Annotated in this window: 13 protein-coding genes; 1 reads left to right on the forward strand and 12 read right to left on the reverse strand. The window is 36.3% G+C overall.

What is annotated here, in order from left to right; translation table 11 throughout:
• From AAAT26_RS03315 to AAAT26_RS03360, 10 genes are all read right to left on the reverse strand, one after another.
• Positions 1 to 1,098, reverse strand: a complete 1,098-nt coding sequence (locus AAAT26_RS03315; protein ID WP_349208848.1) for an AAA family ATPase — start codon at positions 1,096 to 1,098, stop codon at positions 1 to 3.
• A gap of 253 nt (positions 1,099 to 1,351) precedes the next feature.
• Positions 1,352 to 1,816 carry an IS200/IS605 family transposase gene (gene tnpA / locus AAAT26_RS03320; RefSeq protein WP_349208849.1) on the reverse strand — a complete coding sequence of 155 codons (465 nt, stop codon included), beginning with the start codon at positions 1,814 to 1,816 and terminating at the stop codon, positions 1,352 to 1,354.
• Positions 1,817 to 2,069: 253 nt separating this feature from the next.
• Positions 2,070 to 2,723 (reverse strand): DUF4304 domain-containing protein, encoded by a 654-nt coding sequence (locus tag AAAT26_RS03325; RefSeq protein WP_349208850.1) that lies wholly within the window; start codon positions 2,721 to 2,723, stop codon positions 2,070 to 2,072.
• Between the two features lie 105 nt (positions 2,724 to 2,828).
• A complete protein-coding gene (locus AAAT26_RS03330; RefSeq protein ID WP_316072996.1) occupies positions 2,829 to 3,308 on the reverse strand; it encodes a pyridoxamine 5'-phosphate oxidase family protein in 480 nt (159 codons plus the stop codon).
• Positions 3,309 to 3,317: 9 nt separating this feature from the next.
• Positions 3,318 to 3,962 carry a hypothetical protein gene (locus AAAT26_RS03335; protein WP_316691919.1) on the reverse strand — a complete coding sequence of 215 codons (645 nt, stop codon included), beginning with the start codon at positions 3,960 to 3,962 and terminating at the stop codon, positions 3,318 to 3,320.
• Positions 3,963 to 4,098: 136 nt separating this feature from the next.
• Positions 4,099 to 4,524 (reverse strand): hypothetical protein, encoded by a 426-nt coding sequence (locus AAAT26_RS03340; protein ID WP_316691920.1) that lies wholly within the window; start codon positions 4,522 to 4,524, stop codon positions 4,099 to 4,101.
• 77 nt (positions 4,525 to 4,601) lie between these two features.
• Positions 4,602 to 5,357: a hypothetical protein gene (locus AAAT26_RS03345; protein ID WP_349208851.1), complete on the reverse strand. Its 756-nt coding sequence runs from the start codon at positions 5,355 to 5,357 to the stop codon at positions 4,602 to 4,604.
• 112 nt (positions 5,358 to 5,469) lie between these two features.
• The gene (gene rlmD, locus AAAT26_RS03350; protein WP_316691924.1) at positions 5,470 to 6,987 is read right to left on the reverse strand and encodes a 23S rRNA (uracil(1939)-C(5))-methyltransferase RlmD; all 1,518 of its coding nucleotides are present in this window, start codon (positions 6,985 to 6,987) and stop codon (positions 5,470 to 5,472) included.
• On the reverse strand, positions 6,987 to 7,655 hold the full coding sequence (locus tag AAAT26_RS03355; protein ID WP_278606978.1) for a TerC family protein: 669 nt from the start codon (positions 7,653 to 7,655) through the stop codon (positions 6,987 to 6,989). Before AAAT26_RS03355 ends, rlmD begins: the two co-directional genes overlap by 1 nt.
• Positions 7,656 to 7,855: 200 nt before the next feature.
• Positions 7,856 to 8,515: a TerC family protein gene (locus AAAT26_RS03360; protein ID WP_349208852.1), complete on the reverse strand. Its 660-nt coding sequence runs from the start codon at positions 8,513 to 8,515 to the stop codon at positions 7,856 to 7,858.
• A gap of 270 nt (positions 8,516 to 8,785) precedes the next feature.
• On the opposite strand from AAAT26_RS03360, the gene AAAT26_RS03365 reads away from it, so the two are divergent.
• Positions 8,786 to 10,144, forward strand: coding sequence for an MATE family efflux transporter (locus AAAT26_RS03365; protein ID WP_316691926.1), 1,359 nt, complete (start codon positions 8,786 to 8,788; stop codon positions 10,142 to 10,144).
• Positions 10,145 to 10,196: 52 nt separating this feature from the next.
• On the opposite strand, the gene uvrC is transcribed toward AAAT26_RS03365, so the two are convergent.
• Together uvrC and uvrA are read right to left on the reverse strand one after the other, a co-directional pair.
• Positions 10,197 to 12,023, reverse strand: coding sequence for an excinuclease ABC subunit UvrC (uvrC, locus tag AAAT26_RS03370; protein ID WP_349208853.1), 1,827 nt, complete (start codon positions 12,021 to 12,023; stop codon positions 10,197 to 10,199).
• Between the two features lie 134 nt (positions 12,024 to 12,157).
• Positions 12,158 to 15,010 carry an excinuclease ABC subunit UvrA gene (gene uvrA, locus AAAT26_RS03375; RefSeq protein WP_349208854.1) on the reverse strand — a complete coding sequence of 951 codons (2,853 nt, stop codon included), beginning with the start codon at positions 15,008 to 15,010 and terminating at the stop codon, positions 12,158 to 12,160.
• Positions 15,011 to 15,130: the final 120 nt, after the last annotated feature.

Here is a 15,130-nt window from a genome sequence, read left to right on the forward strand (position 1 = left end):
TTATTCACCCCTTAACTTTTTAGAAACCATCTGTATTCTTCTCAGTGGAAATCCACAACTTTGCAATTTTCTATGAGTCATTCCTCCTTGAATTAAAAATTCAAGGAACTCTATGTCACTAATTATTGAATGATTTTTGAACAAAAATGCTTCTCTTAAAATATCAAATAATGTAATCTCATTTTTTTCATTTATTACGGAACTTCTCATAGAATTATTCATTATAGTGTTAATATCAGAATGACTTAATCCTATTAACGAACTTGATATATTCTCAATTTTCTTATCTGAAATATCAAATTTAAATTTTGATGTATTGATACATGTATGAATCAAACTATTAATTTCAAGTTCTGTTGGTTTACTAACACTCAAAACTCTATTAAATCTACGCCAAATAGCGGGATCAAGTAATTCATGATGATTTGTAGCTGCAATTATAATACTATCTTTGCTAAAAATATCTATATTTTGAATAAGGCTATTTACAACTCTTTTTAATTCTCCCGTCTCATTTTTATCATCTCTTATTTTAGCGATTACATCAAATTCATCTAAAAACAAGATACATTCTTGCCTTGAAGCAAAATCAAATATTTTCCTAATATTTTTTGCTGTACTTCCCAACAAAGATGAAATCATTCCATCCAACCTTGCAGTTACTAATGGAAGTCCAGTCTCCATAGATATATATTGTGCCATTGAGGTTTTACCACATCCAGGCGGACCATAGAGAAGCAATGTACAAGGTTCATCTATTCCAGCTTTTAATAATTTATCTCTATTTTCATAACCTTTTATAAACTCCTTGATTTTGTTGTCAATTTCATTATTCAAAATTAATTTGTCTCTATCAATAATTGGATAACAAATATCCACCATGTCCATTCTGCTTTCACCATCAACAGGCTTAGAAGATAATGAATCTAAGGACAATATTCCTCCTCTTTTTTTTGATAATAAATTATTTATTTTTCGTGATAATGCTAAGTCACCATTATTTTCTAAATTTTTAGCCAATATTTTAGAATAATTAAAGACTTTTTCCTTGTCTCCGGATAACGCACCTTCAATTATTTTGGAAATTTCAGTATACATTCAATGCACCTCCTATTTTATTTATTATACATCAAATCGCATTACTTTTCAATTTTTTGTTATCAAATCCATATTTTTTGTTATTATTTTTTAATTATTGTTATCATAAAATCATAACCACCGGTAGAACGGATGGTTTGCTCTGACCCTATAAGGGTCTTTCTCTAGTGGTAGCCCTCTATAGAGACTTTGAATGTTCTGACAACCACTCTATTGCCACTGGCTGCCCCCTACTCGGGGGCTTTTATTTTGCCTATTTTACCGGCTCCACCGTAAACGGGTCAGTATATTCTTTAAAGTTTAATGTATCTTGTGCTATATCTTCTTGTAGTTGATTGCGAATATACTCTTTTATCGCTCCTTCGTATCTTCCCACTGTCTCAACATAATATCCTCTACACCAGAAATATCTATTTCCATACTTATATTTTAAATTTGCGTGTTTATCGAATATCATGAAGCTACTTTTGCTTTTTAAATATCCCATAAAACTTGATACACTTAAATGTGGTGGAATAGTTACTAGCATATGAATATGATCCGGACAGTATTCTGCCTCTATAATCTCTACATTTTTTCTATTACATAAATCTCTTAAAATTTTACCTACATAAGCTTTTATCCGACCATAAATTATTTGTCTTCTATACTTTGGTACAAAAACAATATGATATTTACATCTCCATTTACTATGTGATAAGCTTTTTACGTCATTCATTGACAGTGAACCTCCTATATTAAAATGTTGTGGTTGCCAGACCAACTTCATTTTATCACTAGGAGGTTCTTTCCTTTTCTCTAAGAATTTTTACTGACCCCCATTTTAACTGGGAGTTTAGTCATGCCTATTCGGCGTACAAAACAAAATGGATGCCCCCTGTAAAATACAGGGAAGCATCCATGTGTTTAGGCTAGTAAATAATATGTGTCCAGGAAATTGGGTACATATCACCATGCGAAGGGCTTCTCTATTATTTGTCTATTTCGAGTCCATTGATAAAAGCAAACTTAATCATATCAGCTCCATAAAACCCTCCTTCATCTAATAAGATACTTTCCTTCGGCAAGTCTTTCAAATGATTATAAAAGCCAATATATTTACTTCTTAACTTATCTTTTTCAATTATCTTATTAAAATACTGCTGAGCCTTAGCTTTCCCACCAAAGTGATAAATATAATACAGTAAATTATGATCAACTATATCTCCATCTATAAACTTTTCAATATTACTTTCTGTATCTTCAAAATCATCAAATATTGGTATGATATGTTCCTCAAGTAATTTGCTAACTTCATCTACAGTATACTGATAGCTTGCTCCTGCTAATTGCCACCACTGCCAAGCTTTTCTATTTAATAAACTTCCAAGTTCTCCGCCATAAACAAATCCATTATGATAATTAGCCTTCTTCATATCTTTTGAATAAATAAAAATATGTGGAACAAATTCTATACTACACGCATAATTATTTCTATTAGCCTGAAAACGGATTTCAAATGTAAGATCTTTATTTTTAGAGATTTTCTTTAACTTCTGACCTTTGCCGGTCACCTTAAAATCTGGAAAATGACTCGCTATATCCTGCCACGCTTTTTCACATACTTCTCTAGGCTTCAATGTCATACTAATACTCCTTAAATATCTTATAATTTGTTTATTTTAATTATATTACATCTACTAGTATGATTGTATAGTAAAAGCCCTTCGCATAAGCGAAGAGCTAATCTATTATTTCTCTTGTACTTGTTTACCACTCATATGTTCAATAGTAATTTCAAACATCTGTGTTGCTCTCCCATTACGAGCAATTTGTTCATCAGCTAAAGTTTCATCAGGATAATACTTCATAGCAAATTCTTTTAATCGCTCTATAGATTCGGGTCCAGCCTCTAATAAACGACACCGCCCAAACACAACTACACTTTGTACATACGGTGCCCAGGATTCAGATTCATCAATACGCTCATTACCATATACAGTAAAACATACCTTATCTGAAGTTTTCAATGCATCTACTTTATGACCCGCTTTAGCTCCATGAAAGTAAATCTTCTGCCCTACACAATCGTAAAAGTAATTAATAGGAATAGCATACGGATAGCCCTCATCACCATTCATAGCAATAATTCCACGACGATTAGATTGTAATAAAGCTTCTACAGCACTATGGTCTATTTCATTTATCTTCTTGCGAACTGGTTTAAACATATATATCTCCTAATTTTTCTTACTAATTGTATTTACAAGATACATGAAAGTACCACTATTAGTATCATCAACTTTAGAATACTCTTTCCAATTTATTGGATACATACCCGTTAATACTATAGGTGCCTCCATTCCACGCATTGTTCCTTTTCCTGTATTAGTGGCCCAATTCATGTATCCAGTTTTAATAGAACCATCCTCAATAGAGAATTCACCATATGTACAATTTACTTTTGTCGGAGGCTTTAGATAAGACATCTCACTAGTTATCTTAATAGCATAACCTTCAATAAATTTATTACTCTTATCCCTGAATTCCTCTATACGCATTATATCTTTTAAATAGTTATAACAACCTTGATCCTTAGCGCCTTGCTCCTTCAACACATACACTTCCCCATTTATAGTTTTAATGCATTTTTTTGTTGTATATTTAAGCTCAATAGGAATCCATTTACCATCTAATATAACAAGAATATCAAGATGTAAGCTAGGATTAAAATCAGGAACAAATTCTAATCGAATTTCACATTTCGGGTATTTCTTTTTTATGAGCCAAGCTAAACTGAATTGAAAGTCTGCTTCAGAATGAAATATTGGTCGCCAAATACTCAATTGGTGCATTATCTCATAAATATCTAAGATTAATCCCATAACACATACCTCATCGAATACAATACAGCTATTTATTCTAATTATATTACATTTATAAGTATGAGTGTACAGTAAAAGCCCTTTGCATAATCGAAGGGCTTTTAGTCTAGACAACAAAATATCATTATTGATTATTTTAATATCCACGATATTCATGTAATAAGTAAGATAATTTATTATTCAACTCTATAAAATTTATCAAATAATGCTCATCTATATAAAATTGTTGATTGGTAATTCTATCTTTTGTAGCTAAAATTTGCTCATTTTTAGATGAAGTGATTCTAAAACTATGAATGATACGATTGCGCTTATAAATAATATCTGAAAATAACTTAGCTATTTCTCCACCAGCATTTTTCGTAATTGTTTGAGCAATAGGCGATTTAAGTTGGCCTGATTCTTTATCAATCAAGTCATACCAAGAATAATCACTATCTGTATTAATAATGTTCTCTATAATAAAACCATTATTAGAGATAAATACTGAAATAGCCATCCCCAACAAGTAAACATACTCATCCTTAGGTAAAGATATCCTAGTAAGTGATCGAAGCTCCATTTTCTTACTCCTTTAAAAGATACGGCTTATATTATTTATCCACAAAAAGAAATAATCTCATAATAGTTTATAAAATATCAATTTAAAATAGATATTTGTCTATCACTATATATTCTTGTTTCAAAGTAACCATAGCCTAAATTTGAAGGTTTCCAATCTCCAGCAACTATAATAAATTTATCTTGATTTTCAAATACCATATTTCTTATTTTTTTATAAAGGTTTATATCAGAAATAGATAATATAAAATGATAATTAGGATTTGCTACAGGGGCTACTAAATAAATCTCATTTTTATCATTATCGTAAAAGCGACCTTTTACACATGACTCAATTATTTTAAAGCCAAAAACACCTTTAGGATACCAGTATGTAGTTCTATCATCTAAAATCATTCTTCCAATCTTCTCATTTCCATATGAGTAATTAGGAGGAAACTGTTTACACATTGAATATATCTGTTTTATTGTTCTTAGTGTATGATTAGCATGTTCACCTAAAGTAGAGCTTTTAGACTCACTCTTTATAGTTTTCGAGTTATTCTTAATTAAAAGATCTTGTATTGCATTTTCAAAAGAAAAATTTGACTGATTAAATTTATTGTCATCAAAAACGACTGAGCTATTTGCATAAGGACAATTAGCAATATGTTTATACGCAGATTTAGTTGCTCTAAAATATGCTTTCCGAGAGCCATCAACAGCACATATAAATAATTTACTATTACATAGCGGATTTGGACAATAAAAAAACTTATCCCTATTTTCTTCAAGAGCCTCACTTGCTAGTATTATCTCTCGTCTTTCTTTATCTCTATATGCATGGTTAGCCAAAGAATCATCTCCATTTATAATTAACCAACTTACTAACTCCCATTATTATATTCCCTATAAAATTTTCTATAACTGAATTTCTTCCTCGGCCTTATATAGCCAATACTAATACTTACTGCGTCACTTCGTTCCTAGTAAGCAAAGCCACGGCCTCAACGTGAGCGGTCATTGGGAACATATCTACAGGTTGAACTTCTTGTAGTTCATAGCCGTAGTGTGTAAGGATTTCAATGTCTCGCGCCATAGTTGCAGGGTTACAGGATACGTAGACAATACGTTTTGGTTCCATTCCCGCTGCAGAGGTCAGAACTTCTTCTTTACAGCCCGCGCGGATTGGGTCGAATACGATTACGTCTGGTCGCACACCAGCTTTATAGAGTTTTGGCATTTCCACGGCCGCGTCTGCTACAATAAACTCCGTATTATCATAGCCATTGCGACGTGCGTTTTCACGAGCATTAATAATGGCTGGTTCTACGATTTCAATACCGATAACATGTTTTGCCTTATGGGCCAAAAACAGTGAAATAGTACCTGTTCCACAGTACGCATCGATAACAGTTTCCTCCCCTTTTAGGTTCGCATATTTTAGTGCTTGATCGTAAAGGACTGTAGTTTGTTCTGGATTAACTTGGAAAAAAGAGTGAGGTGATAAAGTAAACCGCAAGTCTTTAATATGGTCTGTAATAGTCCCATCTCCATAAAGGATGCGATTTTTAGGTCCAAGAATAACATTTGTACGCTTACCATTCACGTTATGAACGATTGTTTCCACTTGAGGCACACGTTCAGTCAGGTTTTTAATCCACTTTTCTTGATGCGATAAGTTATCTGTTGCGGTTACAAGAATAATCATCCATCCAGATTGCCCAATACGTCCAATGATATGACGCAACACCCCTTTTCCTGTATGTTCATCATAGGGCTCAACATCAAGTTCTTTAGCAATTTGATAACATGCTTGAGCAATGATATTGTTGCCTTCATCTTGTATGGGACAATTCGTGCCTTGCACGATATCGTGAGAGCCCATGGCATAGAATCCCATTAGAATATCACCTTTAGTACCACCTACAGGCATTTGCATCTTATTACGATAAGCCCAAGGCTCTTTAGGTCCCAATGTAGGTTTAACTAGATCTGGGTTTTGATGCCCAATGCGTTCTATAACATCTTTTACCTTTTGTGTTTTTAGTGAAAGCTGCCCTTCATAGGTAATATGTTGTAATTGGCAACCACCACAGAATCCGTAAAGATCACAACTAGCATCGATCCGATTCGGTGCCATAGTAACGATTTTCAAGAGTCTACCTGTAGCATACGTCTTTTTCACCATAGTAATAGATACTTTCACCGTTTCCCCAGGTAAGGCAAAGGGAACAAATACTGTAAAGTCCTCTACGCGACCTACCCCTTCGCCACTACTGCCAATACCGTGAATGGTAACTAATACTTCCTCCCCAAGTTTAACAGGAGCATTCAACATAGCTTGTTGTTTTTTAGATATAGAAGTGCTGGTATTATGTTGTCCATTATAATGATTGGAATTCTGTTGCCCATTAGAGCGATTTTTATTCTGTTGTTTAACTTTAAATTTATTCTTACGAGATGTACGACTTGTACCGTTCATTACGAGTCTCTTTTCTTCCAAATTTTAATCATGCCAGTTACGATAAGTACGAAGAATACAGTGCCAAATTTCACGAGTAATTCTTCACCTTGAATATATGGCATAAGAAGTGGGTCTTCCACAATCATTTCACCAGCAACCCAACCTAATAACGCACCACCAGCCCAAAGAATGACAGGAAACTTATTGATGATACGAGCAAATAGTGTAGAGCAGAATACAATGATGGGAACAGTGATTAACATACCAACAATAACGAGCTCTAAATGTCCTTTAGCGGCACCAACTACGCCAATTACATTATCGATACTCATCATCGCATCAGCTACAATGATTGTCCAAATAGCTCCCATTAAGGAATTCTTAGCTTCAATATGTGCATCTTCATCTCCACCTTTTAAGAGTTGAATGGCAATCCATACAAGTACAAGGCCACCACCTAAGTGAATAAGAGGAATTAAAGTAAGTGCTTCTACTAAAAGAGTGGCAAATACAAGGCGCATTCCAATAGCCCCCACTGTACCCCAGATAACAGCTTTCTTTTGTAATTCTGGTGCCAATTTACCCGCTGCCATACCAATAACAACGGCATTATCTCCTGCCAATAAAATATCGATCAAAATAATTTTACTAATCGTTATCCACGTTGCAGCTTCTAAAAATTCCATTCTATACTTACCTCAATTCACTCAGCTGATTCTATAACTATCCCTTAACTATACCACAAATTCTCTATTTTCTCATCTAAAAGAAAGCTCTTAGACTACCACTGTTATTCTTAAGATTAGCCTATAAAGTTCTTTATAATGACTATACTTTTACAAAAAAATATCTCTCCTCCTATGACTAGAAGAAGAGATATATTACATTATTTTTTAAGTTTCTTTACTAACAAAGATGCCCCTATTACGAGGATAACAGCTCCGACTTTGATGAGTAATGCATACGGTTCTACGGTATGTGAAATTAATTTATCTTCCACACTCATCGCTGCACCTACCCAGGCAAGGATACCGCCACCAACGTAAAGGATGATTGGAAAGCGTTGGATAACTTTTACAAATAAAGTACTACCATAAATGATAATAGGTACTGTAATAAGCATACCGACAGCAACTAATGTCATATTGCCACTAGCGGCACCAACTACACCAATAACATTATCAATACCCATAATTCCATCTGCAATAACAATGGTCATGATAGCAGCGCGCAAGTTATCTTTAGCCTCGATATTGTGCTCGCCGTCATCATCAACAACAAGCTTGTAACCGATCCATAAAAGAAGGATACCACCAACTAAACGAAGAGCAGGAATATTGTTCAAGGCCTCTACAAATAGGAATGCCATAACAAGACGTAAAATAATAGCGCCAGCTGTGCCCCAGAAAATCGCCTTCTTCTGTAAATGTGCGGGTAGGTTGCGAGCCGCCATACCAATAACGATGGCATTATCACCAGCTAATAAAATATCAATAACGATGATTTGAAGCATCGCTAATAAGCCTTGTACAGTTAAGATGTCCAATGTATCCTCCTTAGAATAAAATAATAGTATATATATTATAATCGATATAGTAAAGTAGTGTAAAATTCAATTATCAACATATATATACGTTTTTATCATAATTCTATCTTATTAAATAAGATAGTTTATATAAGGTCATTTCTCCCCTTACATAATCACAATATGGGCTCTATTTTTTTATAAATTTAATTCCTTTTTCCCTTAGGTTTTGGCTATTAAATTGAGCTACTTTATGGTATGGTATAGTATATCGTTACTAGGGAGGTTAGTATGTATCAAACATATTCTATACTGCAAAAATTATGGTTGTTTATAAAACTATTTACTCCAATGTGCATCACTCAATTTTCCCTGATTGGGGCGACCTTTATCGCCATCTTTTTAACGGGGCAATATAGTACGACTGATTTAGCTGGTGTTGCTACGGGATATAATTTGTGGCTCCTCTTCTATATCTTTGCACAAGGTACATTAATGGGTATCACACCAATTATTTCTCAACTATTAGGAGCTAAGAAAACAGATGATATTCCAATAATCTTTCATCAAGGCCTTTTCATCGGTACAGGACTAGCATTTTTAATTTTACTAATCGGTATATTCGGCTTACGCCCTTTATTGACATATTTAAATCTTGAGCCGGCTGCCACCGAGGTATGTATTAGTTATCTGAAAGCCTTTGCACTTGGTTTATTCCCATTACTCTGGGTAAATACCTTGCGTAACACTGTCGATTCTCACGGATTAACGCATTACTCCATGGCCATCGTCTTTACAAGCTTTGTGATTAACGTATTCTTAAATTATGCACTCATCTTTGGTCATTACGGTTTTCCTGAAATTGGTGGTGTTGGTGCTGGCTACGGTATTGCTGGTGCCTGTTGGACAAACTTAGTTCTATTTAGCTTAGTCATTCTATTGCATCCTGAGTTAAAAGGCTATCGCATCTATAAAGATTTCCATAGCCCGAATTTTCACTATATCCGTGAACAATTACAAGTTGGTATTCCCATAGGTTTTTCTATCTTTTTTGAAGCTAGTATCTTTAGCATTGCTGGGCTCTTAATGGTTCACTTTGGATCTGCTGTAGTAGCAGCTCATCAATCTGTCATTTCTTTTACTAATGTATTCTACTGCTTACCATTAAGTATCGCCATGTCCTCTACCATTGCCGTTGCTTATGAACTCGGTGCAGGACGAAAAAAGGAAGCCATCCAGTACTCTTATATTTCTCGTGTATTAGCTATCATTATAGCTGTTCTTATATGCGCCTTTACGTTCACCCATATGGATAATATTGCTGATCTATTCACCAACGATGATGAAGTATATGAGCTTATTTATCACTTCCTCGGATATGGCGTATTCTTTGCTGCCATCGATGCCATAGGTACTCCATTACAAGGTATTCTAAGAGCCTATAAGGATGTAAAAATAGTGCTTTACATCTCGCTCATATCCTATTGGGGCGTATGTTTCCCAACAGCTTATACCCTTGCTAAAAATCCTAATTATGGACCATTTGGCGTATGGATTGGTTTGTTGGCTAGCGTAGTAGTTGCGGGTATATTATTTACACTTCGCACATACTACATACAACATTACAAACCTAGAACTATTGTAAAATAAAAAAATCACCTATTGATTACGCTCAAGTGTAAGTAATCAATAGGTGATTTTTTTATTTTAGAGCCTCTTGTTTCTCTACTTTGGACATACGGAAAAAATTATATAGCGTTTCTGCCGTCTTATAATTCATAGATTCTACATTTGCAAGTTCATCAATAGATGCCTCTTTCATTGCCTCTAAACTATTAAAGTGAGCCCATAAGGCCTTACGGCGTTTAGGACCGATGCCTTCAATATGATCTAGAATAGATTCAAGATTTCGCTTACCGCGCAACTTACGGTGATAGGTAATAGCAAAGCGATGCGCTTCATCACGAATTTGTTGAAGTAATTGAAGCTCCGGCGTGTGATGACTCAAAATGATACTTTCAGATTGTCCCTCTACAAAGACCTCTTCAATACGCTTAGCCAAGGAGATAACTGGCACATCTGTAACACCAACAGCACGGATTAACGGCAAAGCCGCATTGAGCTGACCTTTACCACCATCGATGATAATAAGATCTGGCATAGGCCAGTCTGTTTCATTACCGTAACGACGTTCCATAATTTCAGCCATCGATTTAAAATCATCAGGTTTACCTTGTGTGGTTTTCAGTTTAAAGCGGCGATATTCCTTCTTCGCAGGCTTGCCACCTTCAAAGACAACCATGGACGCCACGGTTTCAGAGCCTTGTGTATGGGAGATATCGAAACATTCCATGCGTTCCGGTAAACGTGGTAAGTCGAGAATCTCGGCTAGCTTCTTAATCGCCCCGCCAGTCTTATCAATTTGGTGCTGCCACTGACGACGACGTTCTTCAAGGAAAGTTTCTGCATTTTCATGAGCCATCTTAATCATATCTATCTTATAGCCACGTTGTGGCACAGATACATCTACATGTTGACCTTTGAGCTGTGTAAACCATTCCGTTAATAAGTCCCTATCTGTACTCTCCATAGGTAGTAACAACTCTTTAGGAATAAAGTTTGTATCTCCATAGTATTGCTTGATAAAGTCTGTCATAATGGTATCTGAACTATCCCCATCATGTTGCACAAAGTAATTCTCACGGCCTAATAGTCGGCCACCACGGATGAATAATAACTGTACACAGGCCATCGAGGTATCCACTGCAATACCTAACACGTCTAAGTCGCCACGCTGTGTAACCATACGCTGTTTTTCTTGGATTTTTTCTATACTAGTTAGCTGATCTCGATAACGTGCTGCATCTTCAAAGCGTAAGTCTTCTGCAGCAAGCTCCATCTTCTCTTTAATTTCCTTCAGCAAAGGGATAGGCTTACCTTCAAAGAGTTCTATGATTTCATCAATATACTTTCGATAATCCGATACGGAAATCTTGTTAAAGCACGGTGCTTCACAGTAATGCATATGATATTGCAAACATGGTCGCTCCACCTTCATAGACTTACAGGTACGCAATGGATAGTACTGTCGTATTAATTTCAGTACCACATGAACAGATGTGACATCTGTAAAAGGGCCAAAGTACTTGGCTCCATCACGCTCTAGGCGACGCGTCATATATACTCGAGGATAGTCCTCTTGCACAGAGACTTTTACATATGGGTATGTCTTATCATCACGAAGTCTAATATTATATTTAGGTTCATGTTCTTTAATTAAGGTATTCTCTAAAATGAGCGCTTCCATTTCCGTCTTGGTTTGAATGACTTCCACATCGACGGCACGCTTCATCATAGCCGTAACCTTTGGTGCGCGGTTCGCATCGTTACGTACATAGGAACGCACACGATTTCGCAAGTTAATAGCCTTACCTACATAAATAATTCGGTTATATTGATCACGCCACAAATATACGCCTGGTGTAGTTGGCAAATGTCTGACCTTTTCCAGTAATTCTTCAGACGGCATATTTCCTCCTTTCCTTGTAGATTACAAGAGAATAGATTACACACTTCTTTAAGTATTGACCTTTATAAGTTGAAGGATGTAGTCTATTCTCTTTATGATTTTTCTTTTATGGAAACTTAAATATATGTACTATTTTATTTCTTATGCTTCGCTGCTTTCATAAATTTCTTAGTCTGTTCCAATACAGGACCTAAGAATTTGCCGGTATAGCTTTCTTTCACCTTAACAATTTCCTCAGGCGTACCAGTTGCCACAATAGTGCCACCGCGATTACCACCTTCAGGACCAAGATCAATAATGTAATCAGCCATCTTAATAACATCTAAATTATGTTCGATAACGACAACTGTATCTCCGCCCTCTACAAGTTGTTGCAATACATGTAACAACTTACGAATATCTTCAGCATGAAGACCTGTAGTAGGCTCATCGAGGATGTATAGCGTTTTACCGGTGCTACGACGCGCTAGTTCTGTAGCTAATTTAACCCGTTGAGCCTCACCACCAGATAATGTAGTAGCCGCCTGACCTAAACGGATATACCCAAGGCCAACCTCTTGAAGAGTAACCATCTTACGATTGATCTTAGGAATCGCACTAAAAAATTCTACAGCATCATCAACTGTCATATCTAATACATCAGCAATAGATTTTCCTTTATATTTAACCTCCAAGGTTTCACGATTATATCGCGCTCCTTTGCAGACTTCACAAGGCACGTATACATCTGGAAGGAAATGCATTTCAATCTTGATAATACCATCACCACGACAAGCCTCACATCGACCGCCTTTTACGTTAAAGCTAAAACGACCTTGTTTATAACCGCGCATCTTAGCTTCTGGCGTTTGACTATATAGTTCACGAATTGCATCAAATACACCTGTATATGTAGCTGGATTGGAACGAGGTGTACGTCCAATAGGGCTTTGATCAATATTGATGATTTTATCAATATGTTCAATGCCTCGAATCTCTTTATGAGCTCCTACCTTATGATAAGAACGATACAACTGATTGGCTAATCCTTTATAAAGGATTTCATTGATTAAGGTAGACTTACCAGAACCACTGACCCCCGTAACGACAGTGAATATTCCTATCGGAAATTTTACATTAATATTTTGTAAGTTATTTTCCTTCGCACCGCGAATCTCAATACAATTCTTACCTGGTTTACGTCGCTCTTCTGGTAGCGCAATAAATTTACGACCACTCAAGTATTGTCCAGTGATAGAGTCTTCTACGTTCATCACTTCCTCTACCGTACCAGACGCAATGATTTGACCCCCATGCTCACCAGCACCTGGACCAATATCTACTAAATAATCGGCAGCACGCATCGTATCTTCATCATGCTCTACAACGAGCAAGGTATTACCTAAGTCACGTAACCCTTTTAATGTATCGATGAGTCGATCATTATCGCGTTGATGTAAACCGATAGATGGCTCATCTAGGATATATAATACACCTACTAAGCCAGAGCCGATCTGTGTAGCCAACCGAATACGCTGTGCTTCACCACCAGATAATGTGCCTGCACTACGGTTCATTGTTAGGTAATCGAGACCTACATTATTAAGGAAACCTAAACGAGCATTGATTTCCTTTAAAATTTGAGCACCAATCACTTGTTCACGTTCAGTTAGCTGTAGATTACCAAAGAAATCGAGTGCTTCTTTAATAGTTAACTGCGTTACTTCGTTGATATTCTTATCCCCTATAGTAATAGCTAATACTTCAGGTTTAAGACGAGCCCCATGACATGTAGTACACGGCTTAATAGACATAAACTTTTCAAATTCTTCACGCATAGAATCGGTAGATGCTTCACTATGACGGCGTTTTACCATCGGCAAAATGCCTTCATATTCAGTGAAGAATTCCTTTACTTCACCACGCATATTTTCATAGGTAAAACTTACCTTATCCGTCGTACCGTACATTACCTTTTTTTGTAATGCTTTCGGCAATTCATCATAGGTGGAGTCTAAGGAATATCCATTAGCTTTTAATAGGCCTTCTACTTGACGCATAAACCAAGCATTAGGATTGGAGCTCAATGCTTGCACACAACCATCGGCAAAGCTAATGGATCCATCTGGAATAACGCGCTCCTCATCAACCTCCATAGTAGAACCAATCCCTAAACAGGATGGGCACGCACCAAACGGACTGTTGAAGGAGAACATACGCGGTTCAATCTTAGGTAACGAAATATGACAATCCGGGCACGCAAAATGTTGGCTATACATGTGTTCAGGTCCATCTACCTCTTGAATCACAACGATGCCTTCCGCCCATTTTGATGCAGTCTCCATAGAGTCTGCTAAACGGGATTCAATGCCTTCTTTTACAACGAGGCGGTCCACAACAATATCGATAGAATGCTTCTTATTTTTCTCTAATACGATTTCTTCGTCCAAGGTACGCACTACACCGTCTACTCGAGCACGAACAAAACCTTCTTTACGAAGTTGTTCAAATACCGATTTATGTTCCCCTTTTTTACCTTGAATCATAGGGGCTAGCACTAAAACCTTTGTACCTTCGGGAAAGCTCATTACATCGTCGGTCATTTGTTGTATTGTTTGCTGGGTAATAGGCTTACCACACTCTGGACAGTGTGCATGACCCACGCGTGCAAATAACAGACGTAAATAGTCGTAAATCTCCGTTACGGTACCAACCGTAGAGCGAGGGTTGCGACTCGTTGTCTTTTGGTCGATAGAAATAGCTGGAGACAAACCTTCAATATAATCGACATCGGGTTTATCCATTTGTCCCAAAAATTGACGGGCATACGCAGACAGGGACTCAACATAGCGACGTTGCCCTTCTGCGTAAATCGTATCAAATGCTAGGGATGATTTACCAGAGCCACTGAGTCCAGTCAAGACGATAAACTGATCACGTGGCAAGGATATATCAATATTTTTTAGGTTATGCTGACGCGCACCTTTTACAATCAATTGGTCTTTCATTATCTTTCCTATTTAAAGAGATGATACCAAATGGCATCATCTCTCTGATTACTAACATGAAATAATATATGTATATTATCGCACATATAGTCTATATAATCTATGTGTTTTCTTACAATC

Origin of the sequence: Veillonella parvula, from assembly GCF_040094895.1 — a bacterium.
GTDB lineage: Bacteria > Bacillota > Negativicutes > Veillonellales > Veillonellaceae > Veillonella > Veillonella parvula_L.